The organism is Pseudobacteroides cellulosolvens ATCC 35603 = DSM 2933 (assembly GCF_001262605.1).
Classification (GTDB): Bacteria; Bacillota; Clostridia; order Acetivibrionales; family DSM-2933; genus Pseudobacteroides; species Pseudobacteroides cellulosolvens.
Map to the genome: position 1 here is coordinate 2,784,360 of NZ_LGTC01000001.1, position 24,557 is coordinate 2,808,916.

At 35.3% G+C, this 24,557-nt stretch carries 21 protein-coding genes and 1 pseudogene; 3 read left to right on the forward strand and 19 right to left on the reverse strand.

What is annotated here, in order from left to right; all coding sequences use genetic code 11:
• Positions 1-141 precede the first annotated feature (141 nt).
• A complete protein-coding gene (locus tag Bccel_RS29635) occupies positions 142-1,779 on the reverse strand; it encodes a right-handed parallel beta-helix repeat-containing protein (RefSeq protein ID WP_036941716.1) in 1,638 nt (545 codons plus the stop codon).
• 175 nt (positions 1,780-1,954) lie between these two features.
• On the reverse strand, positions 1,955-3,214 hold the full coding sequence (locus tag Bccel_RS11220; protein ID WP_036941713.1) for an ABC transporter substrate-binding protein: 1,260 nt from the start codon (positions 3,212-3,214) through the stop codon (positions 1,955-1,957).
• Positions 3,215-3,548: 334 nt separating this feature from the next.
• Here Bccel_RS11220 and Bccel_RS11225 point away from each other — a divergent pair, with 334 nt between their 5' ends.
• On the forward strand, positions 3,549-5,534 hold the full coding sequence (locus tag Bccel_RS11225; RefSeq protein WP_036941711.1) for a methyl-accepting chemotaxis protein: 1,986 nt from the start codon (positions 3,549-3,551) through the stop codon (positions 5,532-5,534).
• A gap of 68 nt (positions 5,535-5,602) precedes the next feature.
• Here Bccel_RS11225 and Bccel_RS11230 read toward each other — a convergent pair whose 3' ends face one another.
• Entirely contained in the window at positions 5,603-6,667 is a 1,065-nt protein-coding gene (locus Bccel_RS11230) for a TadE/TadG family type IV pilus assembly protein (protein ID WP_050753380.1), read from the reverse strand.
• Between the two features lie 355 nt (positions 6,668-7,022).
• On the opposite strand from Bccel_RS11230, the gene metF reads away from it, so the two are divergent.
• Complete coding sequence (gene metF / locus Bccel_RS11235) at positions 7,023-7,889, forward strand: methylenetetrahydrofolate reductase [NAD(P)H] (RefSeq protein ID WP_036941708.1); 867 nt, start codon at positions 7,023-7,025, stop codon at positions 7,887-7,889.
• Positions 7,890-8,062: 173 nt separating this feature from the next.
• Here the strand turns inward: metF and Bccel_RS11240 are convergent, their stop codons facing one another.
• From Bccel_RS11240 to Bccel_RS11295, 12 genes and pseudogenes are all read right to left on the reverse strand, one after another.
• Positions 8,063-8,899 carry a site-2 protease family protein gene (locus Bccel_RS11240; RefSeq protein WP_160317714.1) on the reverse strand — a complete coding sequence of 279 codons (837 nt, stop codon included), beginning with the start codon at positions 8,897-8,899 and terminating at the stop codon, positions 8,063-8,065.
• A 130-nt stretch (positions 8,900-9,029) separates the two neighbouring features.
• Complete coding sequence (locus Bccel_RS11245) at positions 9,030-9,989, reverse strand: M23 family metallopeptidase (RefSeq protein ID WP_050753382.1); 960 nt, start codon at positions 9,987-9,989, stop codon at positions 9,030-9,032.
• Positions 9,990-10,260: 271 nt separating this feature from the next.
• Positions 10,261-10,662, reverse strand: coding sequence for a methylglyoxal synthase (locus Bccel_RS11250; RefSeq protein ID WP_036941705.1), 402 nt, complete (start codon positions 10,660-10,662; stop codon positions 10,261-10,263).
• 79 nt (positions 10,663-10,741) lie between these two features.
• Entirely contained in the window at positions 10,742-11,026 is a 285-nt protein-coding gene (gene minE, locus Bccel_RS11255) for a cell division topological specificity factor MinE (RefSeq protein WP_036941702.1), read from the reverse strand.
• Between the two features lie 15 nt (positions 11,027-11,041).
• The gene (gene minD, locus Bccel_RS11260) at positions 11,042-11,842 is read right to left on the reverse strand and encodes a septum site-determining protein MinD (protein WP_036941699.1); all 801 of its coding nucleotides are present in this window, start codon (positions 11,840-11,842) and stop codon (positions 11,042-11,044) included.
• Positions 11,843-12,067: 225 nt separating this feature from the next.
• On the reverse strand, positions 12,068-12,751 hold the full coding sequence (gene minC, locus Bccel_RS11265) for a septum site-determining protein MinC (RefSeq protein ID WP_036941697.1): 684 nt from the start codon (positions 12,749-12,751) through the stop codon (positions 12,068-12,070).
• A gap of 92 nt (positions 12,752-12,843) precedes the next feature.
• The gene (mrdA, locus tag Bccel_RS11270) at positions 12,844-14,991 is read right to left on the reverse strand and encodes a penicillin-binding protein 2 (RefSeq protein ID WP_036941694.1); all 2,148 of its coding nucleotides are present in this window, start codon (positions 14,989-14,991) and stop codon (positions 12,844-12,846) included.
• A gap of 31 nt (positions 14,992-15,022) precedes the next feature.
• Positions 15,023-15,538, reverse strand: coding sequence for a rod shape-determining protein MreD (gene mreD / locus Bccel_RS11275; protein ID WP_152965987.1), 516 nt, complete (start codon positions 15,536-15,538; stop codon positions 15,023-15,025).
• 18 nt (positions 15,539-15,556) lie between these two features.
• Entirely contained in the window at positions 15,557-16,384 is an 828-nt protein-coding gene (mreC, locus tag Bccel_RS11280) for a rod shape-determining protein MreC (RefSeq protein ID WP_242853120.1), read from the reverse strand.
• A gap of 53 nt (positions 16,385-16,437) precedes the next feature.
• A pseudogene (locus Bccel_RS11285) lies at positions 16,438-17,459 on the reverse strand (rod shape-determining protein).
• 48 nt (positions 17,460-17,507) lie between these two features.
• Positions 17,508-18,101: a Maf family protein gene (locus tag Bccel_RS11290; RefSeq protein WP_036941685.1), complete on the reverse strand. Its 594-nt coding sequence runs from the start codon at positions 18,099-18,101 to the stop codon at positions 17,508-17,510.
• A gap of 243 nt (positions 18,102-18,344) precedes the next feature.
• The gene (locus tag Bccel_RS11295; RefSeq protein WP_050753383.1) at positions 18,345-19,271 is read right to left on the reverse strand and encodes a hypothetical protein; all 927 of its coding nucleotides are present in this window, start codon (positions 19,269-19,271) and stop codon (positions 18,345-18,347) included.
• Positions 19,272-19,788: 517 nt separating this feature from the next.
• Between Bccel_RS11295 and Bccel_RS11300 the strand changes: the two genes are divergently transcribed.
• Positions 19,789-20,415 (forward strand): adaptor protein MecA, encoded by a 627-nt coding sequence (locus Bccel_RS11300; RefSeq protein ID WP_036941682.1) that lies wholly within the window; start codon positions 19,789-19,791, stop codon positions 20,413-20,415.
• Positions 20,416-20,484: 69 nt separating this feature from the next.
• Here the strand turns inward: Bccel_RS11300 and Bccel_RS11305 are convergent, their stop codons facing one another.
• From Bccel_RS11305 to Bccel_RS11320, 4 genes are all read right to left on the reverse strand, one after another.
• Positions 20,485-20,733, reverse strand: a complete 249-nt coding sequence (locus Bccel_RS11305; RefSeq protein ID WP_050753384.1) for a G5 domain-containing protein — start codon at positions 20,731-20,733, stop codon at positions 20,485-20,487.
• Between the two features lie 62 nt (positions 20,734-20,795).
• Positions 20,796-21,857: a peptidoglycan binding domain-containing protein gene (locus Bccel_RS11310; protein WP_050753385.1), complete on the reverse strand. Its 1,062-nt coding sequence runs from the start codon at positions 21,855-21,857 to the stop codon at positions 20,796-20,798.
• A 129-nt stretch (positions 21,858-21,986) separates the two neighbouring features.
• Positions 21,987-23,105 (reverse strand): PRC-barrel domain-containing protein, encoded by a 1,119-nt coding sequence (locus tag Bccel_RS29640; protein WP_152965988.1) that lies wholly within the window; start codon positions 23,103-23,105, stop codon positions 21,987-21,989.
• Between the two features lie 51 nt (positions 23,106-23,156).
• Positions 23,157-24,350, reverse strand: a complete 1,194-nt coding sequence (locus tag Bccel_RS11320) for a hypothetical protein (RefSeq protein ID WP_050753386.1) — start codon at positions 24,348-24,350, stop codon at positions 23,157-23,159.
• Between the last annotated feature and the right edge of the window lie 207 nt (positions 24,351-24,557).

Genomic DNA, 24,557 nt, shown 5'->3' on the forward strand with positions numbered 1-24,557 from the left:
GTGTACAACTTTGTTTTATCGTAATATTCCTGTTGATAACTTTGTCGATTAAATTTCTTGTATATTAACTTTGATGTACACACCATCTTCAATTATAGCAAAAATATAACCTTTTTTCTCAATAATTTTAATAATTGCTTTTTATATATTAGCTTCCAAAGACCAGTTAGTGTAATCAATTTCGCCCCAAATCCTGACACCATTGCCTTCCCATAATCCTGTTTCATAATTGTACACAGAAGGGCCTTGTTCCGAATTCCAGTAATTGAATTGAGCCGAAACCTGAATCTTATCATTTTTATTATAAACACCATACTGCCGGCTCAGATCGAAATTGCTTTTTTCGACACTTACATTCTTCTCTGATTCGGAATAAATCCCAATATCCAAATTATTAAAATTCGTTAGTACAACACTAAAATATCCTCTGCATATTATGCCAAATTTACAGTTTTCTATCTCACTTTGTGCCATGTATAACGTTCCTGAATCGCTGATTAAAATACCTGCTCCATTAATATTGTTTATTTTACAATCCGATAAATTAACTAACCCATCATTATATACTCCGCTTCTATAAGGCACATGAACATTTCCTGGACCAGTCGGCGTAGGTGTCGTCATTTGTGTTGATGTGGGTGTTGCTGTGGATATGGATGTTACTGTTGGTGTTACTGTTGTTGTTGGTGTTACTGTTGTTGGTGTTACTGTTGTTGTTGGTGTTGCTATTGCTGTGGGTGTTGCTGTTGCCGATGGTATTGGTGTTCTTTTGATACAATTCTTGGTAGGAATATAGCAATAATTCGTAATAAATTCCCATTTTTTATTGCATGTGTCAATATATTTCCTGCAAAAATTTTCCCTGCAGTTTGATATGCAATTTGGTTTAGAAGCAAAGTTTGCATATTTGCATATTATAATGGGCTTACTTGGAGAAGTCAGTTTATTTTTATTTGCAGGCCGATATGTTTCTTTATGCTTACAAGTAGCTGTAGGCTTACAAACTCTTCTTTTACACTTTGGTGTGGGTGTTGAGACTGCTGGTGTTCTTGTTTGAGTTATTGTCGGAGTTGGATTGTATGTCCAGGTTGGAGTAAATTCAGAGCTTGGAGTATGTGTCGAAGTTGGTGTATTTGTTGAAGTTGGTGTATTTGTTGAAGTTGGTGCATTTGTCCAGGTTGGTGTGAAAGTTGGAGTATTTCCAATCTCATCTATAATATAACAATCACGAATTTCTACATTAACCCCGTTAAAAGCACCCGGTTTATTAACTTTTATTCCTTCAAACAAGGAATCTTCAACTACTGAATCATTCAATTGCAGCTGTCCTGATACAATAATTGGAGATTTCCCACATTTAAATGTTACTCCTATACCGTAAAAAGATCCACCTTCTGCAATTGATATACTGTTCCAATAATCATCAACATTTAACTTATTTAATACATCATTATCGGCATAAGATGAAAATACTATATGCTCACCAGTTCCCCCAATATCAGCCGCAATATTACCATATACCATTATTTTGGCATTTGGCTTAAGCTTTATTGTTGTACCTCCGGCAATACTTAGGTTGACATTCTCTGCTATTACCAATTCTCCCTCTATTACATAGGGGCTATTCTCCTTCTTCCACGTTTCATCCTCTGTTATTACCCTATTACTAAATATATTATCCTGTGCAAAACTTACATTAGAACCATTTTGTGTAATACATTGAATAATAAATACAAACAGAACTATAAATACTCCAATACCATTCTTCGTTTTATTCATAGCCGTCCCTCCCGTGATAATAATTCAACCATTTTGCAGCAAGCTTTATTGTTTGTCTGTACAAGTTATACCTTTATTTCCTATTCACATAAAAATTATGCTTGATATATATCAAGCATAATTACGATGCAGCTTTATTATATAATATATTTTCTTTTATTCCAAGTTTTTATAATTATGATTTACTTCCATTCACCTTTTGTCTTCCATTCATCCATCTTTCATTATAGTCATCAATAACATCCTTTGGATTATCGGAAATCAAATACTCATAAAACATATCATTCATATCTATACCTGCTGCATTTAACAACACATTAAATCTACTGGTATCGGTCATCATTGTTTTAGCAGGAATATCAAAAGACAGCAATTCATTTATTTCTGCAGGATTATTAGCAGAATTCTTGAATGGAGAAGCCTGTCCGATTGCCTTTGATATTCTCGATTCTTCCCAGGCATATTTTAAGAATGCTTTTGCTGCATCAATATTCATAGATCTCTTGCTTATGGCATATGTAAAGTCATTGTCAAGGATTATACTTTTCGTTTCAGGAAAAGGAAACATTCCTACATCTTTTGCCTCTGCTCCATTTTCTATAACCTGAGAAACAAACCATGATCCTAAAAACGTCATGCCCACCTTACCCTGCGCAAAATCTTTCTTCATCTGTTCCCAGTCTGTTTGGGTAATATCCGGTTCCAAATACCCTTTTATTTTCATATCCCTTAATGTTTTCAATATACTTAACACCGGACTGTCACCACTTAAAAACTGACTTTTTTCAGCTAATTCGTTTTCATACCCAGGATTATCCAACAACATCTTGGGATATCTTCTGGCATACCACCCGGAAGGCCACTTATCTTTTGCATTAATTGCAAGCGGCACAATACCGGCACTTTTTAACTTTTCACATGCCTTAAATAAATCCTTCATTGTCCGAGGCACCTCATTTATACCTGCTTTTTTAAATGCAGCCTTGTTATATATAACACCATCATAGTTAACTCCAACAGGAAGGCTATATACATGCTGGTTGACTAAAGCAAGGGGTATTGTAAAATTTTCTCTTGAAAATCCTATATCATCAAGCTCCACAAAATTATCACCCATATCTGGAAATATTTCAGTTACAGCCGATATATCCATAAGCTCATTAACAGCAAGCCTTGCCTTATAAATTCTATCATAATCCTTTAGCCCTTCGAATTCAATTATTATATCCGGATTTCTGATCATGAACTCTTCTGCCAACTGATTTAGCTGCTCAAGTTTATCAAGCCTGTTAGTACTAAAAATAATTTTTCTCTTGCTTTCAACACTTTTAGCATTCATAGACGTACTATCCATATCATTATTGATTCCGCAGCCTGTTATGAAAAGGGCAATCATTGCGGCAGCAGCAACACTTCTTAATAGTTTCATATTCATTTTCCCCTCCTTTTTCTGAATAAGGAATTAACGGATAAATCTTACCTATTTGGCTGAAGTGAATTTTAAACAAAACTTATTATTGATCCTTAATGAAATTAAAATGATTATTTTTATTAGAAAGTACAAAATTGCGGTGTTAAGACACCATTATCATTTAGATATTGAAAAAATGATAAGACATAATATATTAATATTATAGCAAATAAGTGCTGGATTCTTCAAGTAAATCATGAATCAGGAATCTATTCCCAGTAACCAACTAAAATTAGCATGACGATAATCATTATAGGATAAAAATTCAAAAAATCTAAAGGATAAAGGTGATATTAATATGTTAAACTGGTTTAATAACTTGAAAATTGCAAAAAAGTTATATGTTGGTTTTTGTGTAGTAATACTGGTTCTTGTAATATTATCAACTATAGTGTTCGTTAATTTTTCTAATTACACTAAAGCCAATGATTGGAATGAGCATACTTATGAAGTTTTGTCCGATCTAGATAATATTGTTACCAGTATGATTAACATGGAAACAGGTCAGCGTGGTTTTTCCATTACAGGAGATGAAAAATTCCTCGAGCCATATAATAAGGGAAAAACAGATTTTGAAAAATATTTTAATAATGTAAAGGAATTAACCAGCGATAACCCAAAGCAACAGGCAAATCTTGATAAAATTAAGCAGTTAAAAGAAGCATGGCAGCAAACAGCAGAAAGCAGTATTAATCTAAGACGTGAAGTGGTAAATAAGAATAAGGTTATGGATGATGTAATACGGGAAGAGTTGGCTGCTAAAGGGAAAACATATATGGATAACCTTCGAAGTATAGTAACAGAAAGCACCACCATGGAAAATGCCCTTTTAAAAGAGAGGGACGTTAATCAGAACGGCTTGGAAACTTCTACCAAAATGGTTCTCATAATTGGAACACTGGTTGCAATACTATGTGCATTATTTATTGCTTATTATGTAAGTAAAATTATTTCAGGCGGAATTCAAAAAATATCCAATGCTGCGAATAAGCTTGCAAATGGCGATATGAATATAAATATTGAAACATCAACAAAAGACGAAATAGGAGAACTATCCAATTCTTTTATTACAATGAGCGAATCAATAAGGAATTTAATCAAAGAAATCTTAAGACTTTCGGAAAATGCAATAGAAGGCCGCTTAAGCGTCAGAGGAGATGTAAGTGCATTTAAGGGTGATTACCGTAGTATTGTTGATGGCGTTAATAAGACACTAGATGCTGCTGTTGAGCCTATTAAAGAGTCAACTGCTGTTTTAAACGAAATATCCAAAGCTAACCTTCAGGTTGCTGTAGAAGGGGCCTACAAAGGAGATCATGCCATAATTAAAGATGCAATCAATAATACAATTAATGCTTTTAACGAAGTGTTGGGTAACATTAATTATGCCTCTGAACAGGTAGCAGCAAGTGCAAGGCAGGTTTCGGCATCAAGCCAGGCATTGTCACAAGGCTCAACCGAACAGGCAAGTTCCATTGAGGAAATTACTTCTTCCATCGAACAAGTTGCTTCACAAACCAGACAAAATGCAGTCAATGCTAATCACGCCAATGAATTTGCTTCTGCAGCAAAGGAAAATGCTGTTCACGGCAATGAGCAGATGTCTGAAATGCTAAAAGCAATGGCAGAAATCAATGATTCATCAAACAATATTTCAAAAATAATTAAGGTCATCGATGAAATCGCATTCCAGACCAATATCCTCGCATTGAATGCAGCTGTAGAAGCAGCAAGAGCAGGACAGCATGGCAAAGGATTTGCAGTAGTAGCAGAGGAAGTAAGAAACCTGGCAGCTCGCTCTGCCAATGCAGCAAAAGAAACCACTGCAATGATAGAAGGATCAATTAAAAAAGTAGATATCGGAACAAAAATTGCCAATGATACAGCCGCAGCATTGAACCAGATTGTAGAAGGTGTTGCAAAAGCTGCAGATTTAGTTGGTGAAATTGCTAAAGCCTCCAACGAACAGGCATCTGGAATTGCACAGGTGAACCAAGGCATTATGCAGGTTTCTCAGGTTGTACAGACCAATTCCGCTACTTCTGAAGAAAGTGCAGCTGCCAGCGAAGAACTCTCAAGCCAGGCACAGCTCTTAAAAGAGCAAGTATCAATGTTCAAACTGAAAAAAAGCAATCACTTAAACTATAAAGGAATTGATGATATTAGCCCCGATGTGCTAAAAATGCTAGAACAAATGAATAATGCCAAATCACCCGATACTCACAGTAATTTCAAGGCTTTAAGGAATATTGATCTAAATGAAAAGGAATTCGGTAAATACTAAATCAATTATGGAAATGGGAGCAAGCAGGGTCTATGCTTGCTCCCATTTCTTACTTCTAAACAAGTTCACTAATGAATAAGCTGTGCTCCCTTTGATGGTACGCCGCCCATATTGGTATCTGCTCCGTCAACTGTAAGATTACTACCATTAAACACCAGTGTTTTTCCTATTACTCTTCCCATTATAGTCTGGTTCGACCCGTTCATGGTAATGCTGCCGTTAGGTGCATAAACAATACCGTTTAAATTTATATTAGAGCCATTAATTGTAATTTTGCCGTTTTTAGAATAAAAACAAATGGAATCCTTCGTGGAATCATATAAATTGCTGCCGTTAAATGTTATATTACCGGTTACCAAAATACATCCTTCACCTCTAAAATGACTGCCGTTAACCGTCAAATCTCCATCAACATATATTGGCTCATTTACATTTACATACGATCCTGAAAACTCTTTGCTGGAATTATAATACTTCCCGCTTTTCTCTGCCTGTACCCTTATAGTTTCAGAGAAATCGGGCATTTCAACATATGGGCTGTTAGGCATCCTGTTGTTAATTTCTATTTGACTACCATTTACTACTACACTTTTTACTGCTTCACAAGCACCTGTTATTTTTTGTTTTGAACCGTTAGCTATAAAACCGGCATTAGTGTGGGAGTTCCCATTAACGTACATTTGGGACCCATTAATAATTAGATTTGTAGTAGTGCTTCCCGAAAACAACACATAATCCAACGCTTGTCCAATATTTCCCGATAAAGCGGCAGCATTGCACTTGGTACTTTTACCTTCCAATCCCAAAATCCTGGCAAAAAGATAATTGATTTTTTTTGTGCCTTCTATCGAAACCTCTGTACTGTCTTCCGAAAACGTAACCTTGACATCACTTGGAGTAAACCCGTTTTTTACTACATAGTCATTAACTACTTCCAAAGCCTTGCTTTGATTGGGCAATTCCTGCACTGCCGCTAAAGCTGCTGAATCTATAGCATTTTGCAGCTTCTGTCTACCAATTGCTACATTTCCTATGTCAACAACAATTGCACTCATTCCTAAAACTGCAGTAAGTGCAATTGAGAATATAACTATAGAGACACCCTTTTTGCTCTTTAAAAATTTAATATTCATATTTTCTTCACATCCCCATTTTAACCTTACTAAGGCATGAATGAAAAATTATTTCCATAAATTAATGTATTATCGCTATAATTTAATCTTATCAGATATCTTACATTTCATTAATAATACATTCCTATCATTTGTTATCCATATACAGTACTATTTTTATAGTCCATTATCCCTATAGCGAATCGGCAGCTTATAAAAGTTAAATATAATTATCAGCTGTTTAATTGTATATAATTGAATTTAGGTAGAATATAATTAAACTTGACAGAATTTATTATTGTGATATAATATTTTTAGATTAAATGTAAGAGATTATTAATACTTTTATATAGTATTCATATTTTGGGAGGTCACGATGAAAATAATTGATTTATTCAATAGTAAAAAGCCGGTTGTTTCCTTTGAAATATTTCCACCAAAACTTGATACCCCTCTAGATACTATTTTTGACACTTTAGAAAAGTTCAAGGCACTTGGCCCTGATTATATAAGTGTTACATATGGAGCCGGCGGTAGTCAGAAAGATAGAACCATAGAAATTTCCTCAAACATAAAGAATTCATATAATATAGAAAGTATGGCACACCTCACCTGTGTCGGACATTCAATTGAAGAAATTGATTATATAGTGGATTCATTGATAAAAAACAATGTAAAAAACATTTTAGCCCTTAGAGGCGATCCACCCGCTGATCAACCAGACTTCAATTTTGATAACAACGGTTTCAAATATGCATCGGAGCTTATATCACATATACGCAAAAGGAATAATGACCTTTGTATAGCTGCAGCGGCTTATCTTGAAGGTCATCCTGAGTGCCTTAAAATCAAGGATGATATGATCAACCTTAAGCATAAAACTGATGCCGGAGTGGATTTCCTTGTTACACAGCTTTTCTTCGATAACAAGTTGTTCTATGAGTTCCAGGAAAGAGCAGCAATTGTCGGCATAAAGTGCCCTGTAACAGCAGGAATAATGCCGATATTCAGCTCAAAAATAAAAGCCATGACTGCTAAGAGCGGTTGTTCAATACCTGCCAAGCTGGTACTTATGCTGGATAAATATCAGGATAACCCTGATGATTTATTAAAAGCAGGAATAGAATATGCCAGCATACAGATACGAGACCTAGTTGATAATAGTGTAGATGGAATTCACCTGTACACAATGAACAGGCCCAAATCGAGTGCAGAGATAATAAAAAATTGCGGATTGCTATAATAACAAATTTGTGGCGTGGAATACACCGTAATTTTCCAGATATTCAAAAATAGCTTAGGTATTAACAAATAATTAACTGGTCAACAGGGCATTTCAAAAAACACTTGAATAATGTATTTTTTGAAATGCCCTTATCTATTTGGATAGGTCATTTTATTCCCTATGTAAACACCTTATTCATCAGTCATTATAAACTCCTCAAACGTCATATCTCCGCTGTGTTTTACTACACCATCCATAATATCCTGCTCTGTAAAAACCTTCAGAAGCTTTAGATCTTCATCAAGAACATGAATAATATGAAACCTGTCAAAATCCAAGTTCCTTATAATATCCCCCATACGCATTGTTTTAACAACAACCAGATCCCTGGCCGGATATATACCTTTTTTTAATAATCTAGATCTTCTATATATAACATCTTTCATATTCATAATTGCTACCTCCCTTTTAAAACTCTTAAGCTCACCAAGAATAAAAATTCCAATGAGTACCAGGCAAAAGTTTGCCATATTATATGAAACAAGTACACAACCAACTATTATAAAAAACACTGATAAAACATAAGATACATAGCATATGTACTTATGTGCTTTATAGCTGCCTAACCTCGCACAAGCCAATTCAAATATAATCCTTCCTCCATCTAAAGGCATGACCGGCAGGAGGTTGAATACTGCGAGACAAATATTGAGGTAAGCGATTAATGTAAATATAGATTTATGATATGGAAAAGTGCTAGCAATTATAACAGAAATTAAGAATAAAAGTATATTCGTTAAAGGACCGCATAGGTAAATGATCAGTCTTTCAGTAATTATATTTTTCCCTTCAATTTCAGCCTTAAATCCAAAGGGGGATATTTTAATGAAGTTGACTGAGTTTCCAAAAAATGCTGCTGTAAAAGTATGGCCTAACTCATGCAGTAGCATGGAAAGATAGGCCATACAGTACTCTTTTGCATAACCACAGATAACCATAATGGTTATTGTAATAAGAAACAAAATCACAAAGTGATTTTGCAACCTTGATTGTTGTTGAGAGAAATTGTGATACAGAACACACCATAATTTGCCAGGCATTAAAAAATCCATTTCTATCTTTTTTACCAAAGCTTTCATTTTATTAAGCAAAATCATATTATTTTCCAATTTTTACATAATACAATGGATTTACCGCTTTATTGTCTTTCCAAATTTCAAAATGCAAATGCGGACCAGTAGAAGAACCGGTACTTCCTACCTTCGCTATGACATCTCCCTGTTTAACCATCTTTCCTTTTTTAGCAATTGTTACAGAACAATGTGCATAAAGAGTGATATATCCATTCTGATGATCAATCTTTACCAAATTTCCGAATGTAGAGCATGGGCCCGCTTCAATAACCTTCCCTGCCATTGCCGCTTTTATCGCTACACCGTAATTTGCCTTAATATCCACACCCTTATGCATTTCAACCGAACCTTTTATAGGATGTATTCTCTCGCCAAATTTAGAACCTAATGGAGCAATCAAAGGTGCAATAAACTTTAAATTTGTTTTATTAGTTATATCGCTCTTTTTTGTATCATTTATATTATTTTCATTAGCCTTTGGCTGACTTTTTTCAAGCTTTTCATCTGGATTATTTTCGTTGGCATCGAGCTTTTTGTCCTCAGTATCATGCTCATCCTCCTCAATTATCCCTCCATAATCAATTTTGGAAAAATCCTCATTATCCAATTGATATACCTGTGCACTAGCAGGAATAGCACTGTCTTCAGTACCGCTTATATCAATTGGCTTTTCCTCTTCATCTTTATTATTATCCTTGTTGAGATTGTTTTTCTTAAGCATATCAGTGAGTGAGTATATTTTGCCAAATATATCATTTATCTCAACGTTATACTCCATAACATAACTAACCTTATCAGTCAAAAAATCAGTCATGGGTGAATCAAAATTCATGACAGCACTCACAAGTAAAAAAAACACAAGCGATATAATTAACTGTTTGACAATGACAAAAGCTAACCTGTTATTATTTTCACCACTTTTTTTCTTTTTTCTGTTATATGTATTTCTACGCTGATATGGCCCTCTTGCCGTAGTATTATCCATTATTCTCATCCTTAGGGTATTGTATTTTATTATTGCAAGCTTGGTATTAAGGCATTTATACATCAAAAGTGTTATTAATCTTATATTTTAATTATATTAATTCGCAAAAAAATATATGCCACAATTTCCTAGACATCAACCTTGAATGTTGTTGAAATAAAAAATAACCGACTGTAATGACCAAATCTTTTGGCCATTACAGTCGGTTATTTAAAGTTTTGATATCGAACTGTAAAGTTATATATCAGTTCGATATCTATAAGACGCTGTTCTAATAACTTGGATTAATCAATTCCCTCCAGGCTAAATCCCCTCTGTCAAGACTCTTAATCAACATCTCAGCGGTAGCAACGTTTGTAGCAAATGGTATATTGTTAGTATCACAATGCTGTAAAAGTAATGTAATATCAGGTTCGTGAGATTTAGGAGACACCGGATCCCTCAGAAAAATCACCAAATCAATCTCATTATAAGCTACTCTTGCGGCTATTTGCTGCTCACCTAAAAGCCCAGGGGCACACATATTAATATTTAACCCTGTCTGTTCCATGATTACTGACCCTGTAGTACCAGTAGCAATCAGACTATGAGATTGCAGAATAGCTTTGTACGCTATACAGAAAGCTGCCATAAGCTCTTTCTTTGTATCATGGGCTATTAATGCTATATTCATTGAACTGTACCATCCATAAAATTTTGCGTTGAATTTTGTAATATAAAGAAATAACTTACTCTTAGTGACTAATACTTAATTATTTTCCACTATTTTTTACATTCCTAATTGGAATATTGGCAACCAATGCAGGAACAACACTATCTCCGTCTTCGCCTTTTGTCCTGGTAATCTGCAAATCTAAAGCACCTTCGTCAATCTCCATATAATTTTGAATTACTTTAATTATTTCACCTTTTACCATTTCAAGAAACTGAGGAGAAACATTCGCCCTGTCATGAATCAAAACGAGTTTTAATCTCTCTTTTGCAACATCTTTTGATGTCTTCGATCTACCAAACAACTTTGACAAATCCAATAACATATGTTTCCCTCCTTATTAATTAGCTTTCAAGCCCAATAGTTTTTTAAGCCTTACAACAAAACCTTCATCTGTATCCAAACTAAGCAAAGGAATTTCTTCCCCCAAAATCCTTCTTGTAACATTCCTATAAGCTTCACCTGCTAATGATTTACTGTCATTTACTGCAGGTTCCCCTCTATTGGTAGAAACAACTATCTTCTCATCATCAGGAACAACCCCGATTATATCAATGGCAAGTATGTCAACTATATCGTCAATAGACATCATGTCTCCACGCTTTACCATATCAACTCTTACCCTGTTTATAAGCAGCTTTGGGTTTCTAAGCTCATTTGCTTCCAAAAGGCCTATTATCCTATCTGCATCCCTTACCGCGGATACTTCCGGAGTAGTTACAACAATCGCTCTGTTTGCTCCGGCAATTGCATTTTTAAATCCCTGCTCTATACCTGCAGGGCAGTCTACTATAATAAAATCGAATTCGGCTCTAAGCTCATCACAGAGTTTAATCATTTGCTCAGGATTTACAGCTGACTTGTCCCTAGTCTGTGCAGCAGGCAGAAGAAAAAGCCCATCATAGCGCTTGTCCTTGATTAATGCCTGCTTTACCCTGCATGTACCTTCTACAACATCCACCAGGTCATAAACAATTCTATTTTCCAATCCCATTACAACATCAAGATTCCTAAGTCCTATATCAGTATCAACCAAAACTACCTTTTTACCATTAAGTGCCAACCCAGTTCCAATATTGGCAGTAGTAGTTGTTTTACCAACCCCACCTTTACCGGAAGTAACTACAATAACCTCGCCCATTTATTTATCCCCCTAAAATAATATCCTTGAAAGTCGCTATTTAACGTAAATATAAAGCACTTTATATAACCCTCTTTAAGGAAATTATCTCTTTAAACGCAACCTTAAATTATTAGATTATATTGAAATTATGATAAATCACAAATTAATTAAAATGATATGAACACAAAACACCCATATTAAAAATATATATTTCTTTTCATGTTTTGTCAATCAGGTATTGCCTTATTTGTGTTGTGGTAGATATCTTTCAATATATACTGTGTTATCCTTGATATAGGCAATCTCAGGAACAAATGTGACAACAGCTTCCTTTTCATCCGGCGGCCTCGTAATAACATCGGCAATCCTTAGCTGAGTAGGCTGTAAATTAAGTGCTGCTACCACAGCGTCCTTATTACCGTCGGCACCTGCATGAACTATTCCACGAAGAGATCCCATCACAATTACATTTCCTGCCGCTACTACCTCAGCACCCGGGTTTACATCCCCCAGTACAATTATATTTCCATCAAAGCTTAATAATTGACCTGACCTGAGGGTGCCTTTATGAAACCTGCATACTCCTTCATCAATACCTTTAAAGAATAAAATCTTTTTTATTTCAACCTTATTTAAAGGCTTAGGTTTGGATTCCTTAGCCTGTATCTGCTGCTCTGTTTCACGACTGAAGCTCTTTATCTTTGCACCGCTTTTGGATATTAAAAGCTCTAAAAGTTTGGCCTCTTCTTCCTTAGATAGGCTTCTACCTCTATATCTTACGTCAAGGATAGCTCCCTTAAAGAATTTCCCGGCTGAAGCTATTTTTTTCTCCATATGGGTATATATATTTCCAAAAACCTCATCTTCTTTAAGTATTACAGTAAGTCCATTTACAGTACCCTTAAATAATACACTACTTTCCTCCATCCATGATACCCCCACAGTTTTATATATTGAAATAAGGAATGACTAAAATATTACTTCAACTAAGCTATTATATCAAAATGATTTATATTTTTCTATCGTGTGAATTCAATTTGGTTTGTTTTTAATTTGTCATCCGATCTTGCCGAACCTGAGAGATTAAAATACTCTGTCATTATATCTACCGCAATGGGAGCAGTATTAGCCCCCCACGCACCATTCTCTACAACGACAGCAATTGCAATCTGAGGCTTATCTGCAGGAGCAAAGCAAACAAACAACGCATTGGATGATTTTGTTTTTTCATAACCGGTTTCCGCGGTACCCGTCTTACCGGCAACCTCTATTGGGAAATTCCTGAATGCAGATACCGCGGTACCACCTTCCTGCATGGTTACGGCCTTCATACCCTCTATGACAAGATCAAGGTTTTCCTTCTTTACGGGTATCTTTGTGTAGTCCGGCTTATTTTCCATTACCGTTGAGCCGTCGTACTTGACAACTTTCTTGATAAGGTGCGGACGCATGAGCTTGCCCCCATTTGCTATTGCTCCAATATAGTTTACCAACTGAAGCGGGGTAACTAAATTGTATATCTGGCCAATAGATGCCTGGGCAGTATCTGCTTTCCACCAATCTTCAATTCTTCCGTAGTTACGCTTAAACTCATCAGATTTTTTATATTCCCTTGATGCAAGAACACCTTTGCTTTCATCCTTTAAGTCTATACCTGTTCTTTTACCCAAACCGAACATGGTACCCCATTTACTTATATTATCTATTCCTGCTTCACAACCGACCTGTTCAAAATAAATATTGCAGGATGTTTCCATGGCTCTTTTTAAGGTAAGATTGCCATGGCCGTGTTTATACTCAAGGCATTTAAACATCCAGCCGTCGGCGTCAAAGTAGCCAGGATCATATCTAGTATTGTACCCCTTTGTTATTACCCCCGTTTCCAATGCGGCTATAGCCGTAAGAGGTTTAAAAGTTGAACCCGGAGCATAACGCCCGTTGATAACCCTATTCATTGTAGGCGACAACTTTGCAAGCTCGAATTTTTTAACATCATAATACTCTTCAATTTTCTTTTGTGCTTCCTTATCTTCAGGCTTTGCAATAAAGTTGGATGGATCATAGCTTGGATAGCTTGCCATTGCAAGGATCTCACCGGTATTTACATCCATGGCTACGGCAGATCCTGTCTTGGCATCACCGAAATTCTTTTTTCCATCAGCCTGACTTCTTATCTTTTCTAAATTCCTCTCAATGGACTCCATCGCAACCTTTTGTAAGTTCATATCCAAAGTAAGTTTTACAGTACTGCCGGGTATTGCCGGATTGGTCTCAAGTTCCTCAGTAAGCCTTCCTGCAATGTCCACTTCAATCTTCTTCTGTCCGTCTTTTCCTCTTAGATACGGCTCTGCAAACGCTTCAATACCTAGCTTACCTACAATCTCATCCTGCCTATAGCCTTCTTCCTTTAATTTTTCATATTCCTCTTCATCCATCGGTCTTACAAACCCGATTACATGACCGGCTGTTTCCCCCATGGTATACTTTCTAAAGGTTTCAACATCTGTATATATCCCAGGAAACTCCTGGTGCCTCTCTTCCAATTCTGCAACCGTTTCCCTGCTGACATCCTTCGCAAGACTTAGTGCTGTAAGTGAGGTAAACCCCCTTATAAGCATCTCATACCTGATACACATAATCTTATATGCATCCTCGACAGAATACTTCTTGTCAATATCAAACTTTTTCCTTAGAAACTGGTATGTCCCTTCAGGAGTGGACATTAAATCAACATTTTTCTTATTGGGATCCATATCCTTTTTCCAACTCTCCATTTTCTTACTGGAGCCGTTAATTGCAGACCCGAATGCGAATGGCTTAATTTTAAGGTATTTTTCCAGGCTTTTATCATAGTTGTCATTGTTTTTTTCAAATATGTTAACAAGCTTTAAAAGCATTTCGTTTCTATCATCATTATTCATTTTTGTCTTAATAATTTGGATTGTATAACCCACCCTGTTAACGGCAAGGGGAACCCCATACCTGTCCTCAATATTTCCCCTAGGTGCAGACACTCGCCTGATATTAGGCAATTTTCTCTGGGACTCTTCATCATACCTTTTACCGTTTATTATCTGGAGGTTCACCAGCTGAACCAGTATTACAGCCCCGAACAGTATAAAGAATAATGCTAAAAGATTATATCTATCCTTGAAAAATTCTTTCATAAAATATCACCCATTTTAATATTTTTTACCCCTAGTACTTTCTTAATGATTTTTGTGATTTATTTATCCGTCTCTCTGCTTTAACTACTATATAAAATATTATGATAGCCGAAGCTGTATTATATAATGCCTCTGGAAATATAATTTTGGTAAAGATATTCAAAAAATCAGTATTACCTTTAAGAAAAACACCAAAGAAATAGACCAAGGTTTCATAAACTATGCTGGATGAAAAGGTAAAAAACAATGCCACAAAAACATTATCCCGATATATCCTTTTGTTTAACGAACCTACTATAAGACCGAGATACATGCCTAATAAGGCATAAAAGCCAATGACTTTGCCCGAAACTATGTCCTGCGTCAAACCTGCAAAGAAGCCCAAAATGGCTCCTTCAATATTTCCCCGGAGCAAAGCAACACTAACTATAAACACTAGCAGCAGGTTAGGCATTACATTATTAAAATTTATATATTCTAAAATGGTTGTTTGCAGTAGTATGGCTATAAATACTCCTGTTACTGCAATAACAATACGTGACCTCATAATAGCTACCCGCAAAAATTATTTTTTACTCTTTAATACAAAAACATCTTCAAGTCTTCTGAAATCAACAACAGGCTCAATTATTGCATATCTGTCAAGCTCATTATTTACCTGCCTTATTTCCTTGACCTCACCAATTTTTATTCCCTTAGGAAATATTCCTCCTATGCCCGATGTCTCAACACTATCTCCAACTGCTATGTCAGCACCAGGCCTTATGTTATACATTTTGCATAACCCCTTATCTCTAAGGGATATTTCACCTTTTACATCTACATACTCACTGTTCTTGGTAATTCTTGCACTTACAGCACTATCGATATCTATAATTGAGATAACCTTTGACGAAAAAGGTCCCGACACCATTACTCTTCCTACAAGGCCTCTACTTGCCACAACTACACTGTTATTATTAACATTATTGTTGCTTCCTCTATCTATCGTAAAGATGTTAAACCAATTTCCAGGATCCTTCGCAATTATGTTGGCACTTATATAATCAAATTCTTTCAGCTGATTTTTAAGGTTCAAAGCCTCCATTAGCACATCGTTCCTGCTTTTCAGCTTCTTAAGGTCTTCATTTTCCTTTTCCAGCTCATCAATTCTTTTCTTTAACTTTTCATTCTCTTCCCTTACAACTTTGTTATCGTTAAAAAAAGATAATGTTTTATCAACTTTGTTCCCACTAAAGGTCAATACATTTTGAATAGGTGAAACAGCCGTATTAAAGAGATTACTAAACCAAGCAAGCTTGCTGTTGTTTTGTGAGGTAATACCCATTACAATGAACAAAACAACGGTGATTACAAATAATAAAAAAGGTTTTTTCTTTAAAAGGCGTAGCACATAACGCCCCCCCTTCATGCCCACACTGAATATTTCTAAACATCAGAAATTTGTTATTTCAACTTTTTTGGTGAAATAAGAACTTTTTTCAACGTCTCAATTTCATCTAAAACCTTACCTGATCCCATCGCAACACAATCCAAAGGGTTTTCTGCAACAGAAACAGGCATGCCTGTTTCTTCTCTTATGAGCCTGTCAAGCCCGCTTAATAAAGCTCCCCGCCTGTCAAGGTTATACCCCTGTCCATAATATCTGCCGCAAGCTCGGGTGGAGTCTTTTCAAGGGTATATTTGATAGAGTCCACAATAGAATTAATAGGTTCCTTAATAGCTTCAGTAATCTCGGATGATGTAATCTTAATATTTTTAGGAAGTCCTGTTATAAGATCTCTTCCTCTAATCTCCATGGACTCATCCTTTGGTTTTAAATATGCAGCTCCTATGTTCACTTTTATTTCTTCAGCTGTTCTCTCGCCTATCATTAGGTTATATTCCTTTTTGACATAATGAACAATGGCTTCATCCAATTCATCCCCTGCTATTCTAAGGGATTTGCTCGTCACTATACCACCAAGGGATATGACCGCCACCTCACTTGTTCCGCCTCCAATATCAACAACCATACTTCCGGATGGTTCTTCAACAGGAAGGTTGGCACCAATCGCAGCAGCCATAGGCTCCTCTATAAGGTATGCCTCCTTTGCACCTGCTGAAATGGTGGCTTCTTCAACAGCTCTTTTTTCTACTTCAGTTACTCCCGATGGTACACAAATAACAACCCTCGGTTTACTGAAAAGCCCTTTTGACATAGCTCTTTTTATAAAATATTTCAGCATGCTTTGTGTTATATCAAAGTCTGCTATAACACCATCCTTCATCGGTCTGATTGCAACAATATTGCCTGGTGTCCTGCCTATCATACTTTTGGCTGCATCGCCAACTGCAAGAATATCTCCTGTACGCTGATTAACAGCAACAACAGAGGGTTCTCTTACAATAATACCTTTTCCTTTTACATGTACAAGTGTATTTGCCGTACCTAAATCAATACCTATATCTCTTGCTAAAAAGCCCATTACCTTTTCTCCTCCCATAACCGCTTCTAATTAAAACCACATTTTGATTTACAGCTGTATATTCCCCATCAGTAAATCTACACCGAAATTTCTCATCATAGCATTCAATTTATTAAGTGGAAGCCCTACAACATTAAAGTAGCATCCTTCGATTCTCTCAACAATCATGGCACCAACGCCCTGAATCCCATAGGAACCAGCTTTATCCATTGGTTCTCCCGACATAATATAAGCTCTGATCTCCATATCCGATAAACTTGTCATTTTTACAAGAGTCTTTTCGTAATCCAAAATTTCCGCTTTGCTGTCTGAATCAATTATTGCAACGCCTGTTATAACTTCATGCCATTGCCCCTGTAAAGCCTTAAGCATTTCAAATGCCTCATTTTCATCTGTCGGCTTGCCCATGATTCCGCCTTTTACCACAACTGTATCTGCTGCTATAACCAGTGAGTTCTTATAATTTCTGTTTACAATATCAAGTGCCTTCTTATGAGCGATATCAACAGTATAACTCTCTGGTCCCAACTCTCTTATATTTGCTTCATCAATGTCCGCAGGTACTACTTCAAACTTAAGTCCGATTCTTTTTAAAAGTTCCGACCGCCTGGGCGATGCGGATGCAAGTATTATATCCTTCATACATATCCTCATAAAATCTGTTCTTGTTAAAGCACTATAGAACGAATTGTACCTAATAATCCTTTTGTATGATAAATTCCATCAAAATAACATTCATTATTACTTTATCATCAAACCATATTATATCTATTTAACACATAATTTTCAACAATGCTATAAATATTTCGAAAATAGTTTGATGTAATTATACTATTTGACTAATTATATTAAAATGGGAATTGAACCCATCTTTAAGAATAGTTCTTAATGAATGGATTCTTTCACCTTTGCTGCAATATGATCAAATTTGTCTAAAATCTTACTCATCTCTGCCATGTTCAGGTCCTCAATCAGTCCATTTTCACATCCTGCCTGTTTTAGGAATTCTTTTCTAAGATTTTCGTTATCAGGATCTATCCCTGATGTTTTCATCTTCACCTTAAGGTAATTAATCTGCCTTGCTGTAGCTTTTTTATTAACAGCGGCTTCGCTATCCAGATTCCTTGCAGTATTAGACTGTGTCGTATTGGCTGATGGTGCATTAGCGGTTGATGCATTAACAGTTGGAGCATTAATCTTTGACTGAACCTTTTTAAACTCCTCATCAAGAAGTCTTACCTCTCCGGGAAACAGCCAATCATTTTCTCCCATCAACTTTCTGATAACTCTGTCACAAGCACCTGTAATTGTTTTCTCAAGACCAAACTCCTTATCATCGATCAATTCTTTTGCAATTAAAAACTTTTCCTTGTCCGACAAAGTAAGTTCCATATCATTCTTAATCCTAGGTTTATTGTTATCTCTTAACACCCTTCCGGTTTCGTCCCTTACAAGGTTCTTTGACTCAATCTTTTCTGCCAAATAATTCTGATACCTGTTAAAAAAATCTAAGTGTTTCCCATCTACAATTGATTGTCCGCTGTTTAGATCCTTGCCTACAACTTTTACAACATATGTAGGCAATTCTACAGTCCCTACACCTGGAAACTCTTCTCTATTTTCCCTCAACACACTTATTTCTATACTTTCTATTGATATTCCCTTTTCCTTAGCCTTTTTAAAAAGTCCCTCCGCCTTATATCTCAATTCTCCGCTACCGCCCCTATAAAAGTCTTTGTCCTTTGAATATACCACATCAACAGTTTTTATATTATTATCTCCGTAGAGCTGGTTCTCATTGTTTTCAACCATAAAACACCCTCCAAATAAATTGACATCTATATTTAGTAATTTAATCATTCCTTAATTATTATTTGATTAAATAAACGATAATAGTAAAGTTTTTATTGTATACACTTGAAATAGGTGCAGCATGAACCATAATTTTCTAGAGATAAATAAATTCAATAATGTTAATTTTTTTTACTTCTCTTTTTTATGTTTTGGAAGTATAATATATTTAAGTAAATATAAATACTGTCAAGTAAATATTCGATTTATATATTATATAAATTACGCACCTTGATATATATTATTTTCTATAATGTATAAAGGCATTTCAAAAATACATTATCAAGTATTTTTTGTGTAATATCATTAATTCAGCTTTTTGAAATGCCCGGTTGGCCAGTTATTTATTTATTAATACCTAAGACATTAATTGATTTGAATAGGATTTTATCAATTCTTTGGCAAGAACAAAATCACTTGAGATTTTGAAAACGTGACTATGTCATGAAAAATATGTCAATAGATTGTGGTGATGCGTATGAAGATAGAAAAAATAAATGATAACAAAATAAAGGTTACAATATCCAAAGATGATTTGGATGAAAGAAATATAGATTTATCAACCCTAAATTATAATTCCCCGGCTACACAGGAATTATTCTGGGATATGATGGAACAGGCAGAAATTGAATATGGTTTTAATTCTTCCGATTCCCAGCTTTGTATTGAAGCAACTCCAGATTCTACGGAAGGTTTTGTCATAACAATAACCAGAATTGATGAAGACAATGATTTTGAGTCTATTCAGAAGTACATCAAGAACAGATTTAAAAAATCTGATTTAAAAGCTAAGAGAAAAAACAAAAAAATTTGGTCTTCAGTTTTGATATATTCCTTCAGCACATTCGAAGATGTACTGGCACTTGCGAACAAAATATCCTTGATTTATTCAGGCGAGAGTACCCTATATAGATATAAGAATTTCTACTATTTAGTACTTACACGTTACAGTTTTGGAAATACCGATACCAAAACTTTAGAAGCTATGATGAGCGAATTTGGAAGGAAAATTACCAATGCAGCGTTTTATGAGGGATATCTCAATGAATATGGTACAAAAATTGTTGAATACAATGCCTTTGAAACAATAAAATCCTATTTTTAATCTAATATTTATATGATAATTAATGATAAAAACGACTTTCCCTTCTTAAGTTTTCAGGGGAAGTTATTTTTATTTCGGGCTATTATTATCATTGTTGCCGGCTCCTCCTATTTGTACTATGGAATCAGCCGGCTTATATTTTTGCTTATACAACACTTTTTTATCAACAACTATGCCTTCCTTTTCAGTTTGAAGGCTAACCTTAACTAATACCCCTTCCTTTCCGCTGCTAATAATCTTTTTGTCCCCTGGTTCAAGACTCTCATCCTCAACATTAATGACGGCCTGAGGATACCTGTCCTCAATATCAACCTTCAAGTTACTAACTACAGATTTATCTTTCTTTTTGCCTGCAATGCTTACAGTTATCTTATTATTCTTTACCGATGAAAAATCATAATGGGATTTTCCATACTGTTAATAAATTTGAAATCAATAGTATCTCCAAACACAACAACATCAAGACCTGGCTCAATATAGTCCACTGAGGATTCATGAGATACCCTGGTTACACCCGCCCTGTCAATATCAGTTAACAGTAGGGCTGCATACAGTGTTGATGCTACTTGGTTATACCCCTCATTATTCTTTTCCATAATTGCAGCTTCTTTTCTCAAATAGTTATTAAATGAAAACTCAACCGGCTTATCTCCGCTAGTAGCAGCACCATTAAGCCATATCTTGTTTATAGCTTTGGATGCAAGCTTTATATCCCCTACATTTTGGTCGGATTTTATCTCTGTAGAGTAGGTCGCAATAACATCTTCAATAGCCTTTAGTTTCTCCTGTGAAAATTCAGGCTCAATAATATTGATTTCATAATTTTTTTTATAATCAAATACTATTGGAGTATTAACATTTTCAGAAATTGATTTTATTATTTTTTCAATTGAGTTTTCAATATTCAGAACAACACCATTTTGACTGTCATCCTTTGTCAGCCTTCCATCTAGAAGGTAAATATTTGCATTCCTCGATTTCTTCTCTATAAGGGCTGCAAGGGACATGAGATTTTGCCTGAGCTTGTCATTGTTATAGTATATTTTTAGCGGTGCTTTGACTGCTTTTTGAACAAAATAACCATATATTATTCTCTCAAAAGCACCTCTGCCTTTTTTGGAAATTGCAAAATCCACAGTTTCTTGAGCCTTTGGATATAATTCTATATCAGAGCATTTTATCTTAAAACTTTTATTTGTATTTTCCACATTACATTCAATTTTAATATATTCATTTTTAAAAATGTTACCGTAATACTCTTCAATCTTTTTGGCAGCTTCCTGCTTTGGTAATCTACCAATATCAATTTGCCCAACACTGATACCGGGAGGAACCTTATCTTTGGTCAACACACCTGCCACCAAAAGACCTGCCGTTGATACTAATGCCGTTATAAGAAATATTAAAAAAGTTAGTGCTATGGCAAATTTCCATCTTTTCAACTATTTCACTCCCAAATACGTTTGTTTTAGCAATTTCCTAAATATTAAAAAACTTTATACCTTAAACAAAGTATAAAGTTTTATATCTTTCACGATTTTTAATGTCTAGGTAATACCTGACTACACATATTAGGCTTTATTGTTCATAACCAGCTCTATAAGCTTTCCATTGTTTTTTGCTATATCTATCATGTCTTCATTTATAATTTCCCCTGAGCTGACTATAACCTTGCCTGCATTATCAGTTATGGTTTTGGTTGCTTTTCTCCCATTAAGATACTGTTTTTGACGTTGTTCAAACAAGCTTTGAGTGCTTGTCTTAAGCTCTGAATTTGTATTGGCATACCCTTGATTTGTACTACTTTTTACATTCTGATCCATGTTTGTTTGATGCTGAACCTCTTCATTGACGGTTATTTCTTCCTGCATAAAAGATTCTGTCTCTTCTGTTTTTATTAAATCCGTTTCATCAATGTAGCTTTGCAAAGGTTGATTCATCCGATCAACATTATTTTCCGGTACCTCAGCAGAAGTATATAAGCTATTGTCTTCATTCACATTTGTATTTGATTCTTGAGCCTCTTTAAAAAAAGTATCCCCTTCTTTAGCTAACAGTCCATCTATATCGGCGGTTAATTCATCTATAGCTTTACTTATTCCCTTAACATCCTCTTTAATAGAAACATTATCTATAGTGGTCGAATTTTTTTTTTCGTTTTCAGGTTGGCCCTCTCCAGAACTAAGCTGGGATAAGTTATCCAACAACTTACTTTCAACATCTTCTGTAACAACAATTAAATTTTTACCAAAAGTTATTACATTATTCCTTGGAATTATCCTTACCTTTTTGTGAGTTATATCGGCAATATACTCAAGGCCAGTAATCCTGCAGTTATTATCTTCATCAAAGTAAAAATCTCCGATTTCCCCGATTAACCGACCCTTTTTAGTAAGAACCTTGGAACCTTTGACTTGAATGTTTTTCTGCAGTAGGTCTATTGCGGCAGGTATCCTACCTATATCGTTAATAGCACTATCGTTTTCTATGGTAAGTGCATATTCCCCCATTCCCAAAACGCTTGAGGTTGAAATAACCCGTGCACTCAATATCTGAATACCGCTGTCTACAACTATGTAGTCAACTGTACCTTCAATAGCGTTTACAAGAATACTTTTAACCTTGCCTACTTCAACTCCATCAGAAATGCTTATTATGGGCAAACCTAATACTTCCTGAGTTTTTTTCATTACCGTGGAACCCCCTTCTAAAGCTGCTTTTTATCAAACTGCATTAATTTATTATAAATTACTGATAATCTGGGTCTTAACATCTTCATTCATAATACTTCCATAATTGGTAACATAACTCTCCAATATATCTTTTGCCAAATCAGACTTTCCTAGCTGCTTGTACAATACGCATATATCTAACACCAACCAAAATACTACCTGGTCCTCAATATCATGTTCAAGTGCATACATGTAATTTAAAATTGCTCCCTCTAGATCTCCTGAAGCTTTTAAAAGGAACGCTTCATCAATCAATCGGTCAACGCTGCTAGCCTCATTAGTATTATCAAAATTATCAGTTTCATCAATAGTATTTACATTAGTCTCGTCACTTATGTGGCTAAATAGGTTAGATTCTATATTTTCTTCAATCTCAGGCTCTTCGCTATCAATTTCACTTGTTCCTTCTAATACTACTTCTTCCTGGGTTATTATTTCAATTTCTTCGGAATGTAATTCTAGGATTTCTATTTCTTCTTCAATATTTACTTCTTCTAAAGCCTCAGGCTCCTCTATTTCAACTTCATTAATAGCGACTTCTTCTAAGGCCTCCGGTTCTTCTACTTCAACTTCATTAATAGCAATTTCTGCTATAGCTTCGAGCTCTTCTATAGCCTCTAGCTCTTCACTATCACTTTCATCTATTGCCTCAATTACTACTTCTTCCTGGGTTATTATTTCAATTTCTTCAGCATGCAATTCTGAGATTTCTATTTCTTCTTCAATATTGACTTCTTCTAAAGCCTCAGGCTCCTCTATTTCAACTTCATTAATAACCACTTCTTCTAAGGTCCCCGGTTCTTCTACTTCAACTTCATTAATAGCAATTTCTTCTATAGCTTCGAGCTCTTCTATAGCCTCTAGCTCTTCACTATCACTTTCATCTATTGCCTCAATTACTACTTCTTCCTGGGTTATTATTTCAATTTCTTCAGCATGCAATTCTGGGATTTCTATTTCTTCTTCAATATTGACTTCTTCTAAAGCCTCAGGCTCCTCTATTTCAACTTCATTAATAGCCACTTCTTCTAAGGTCCCCGGTTCTTCTATTTCAACTTCATTAATAGCAATTTCTTCTATAGCTTCGAGCTCTTCTATAGCCTCTAGCTCTTCTATAGCCTCTAGCTCTTCACTATCACTTTCATCTATTGCCTCAATTACTACTTCTTCTTGGGTTATTATTTCAATTTCTTCGGTATACAACTCTGGAATTTCTATTTCATCTTCGATATTGACTTCCTCTAAAACCTCAGGCTCCTCTATTTCAACTTCATTAATAGCGACTTCTTCTAAGCCCTCCGGTTCTTCTACTTCAACTTCGTTATAAAAATCTTCCTCGACAAGGTACTCGACGCTTTTGACAGCTTCTTTGGATTGATTATCCTTAATATCAAAACTTTGCCCACTAAC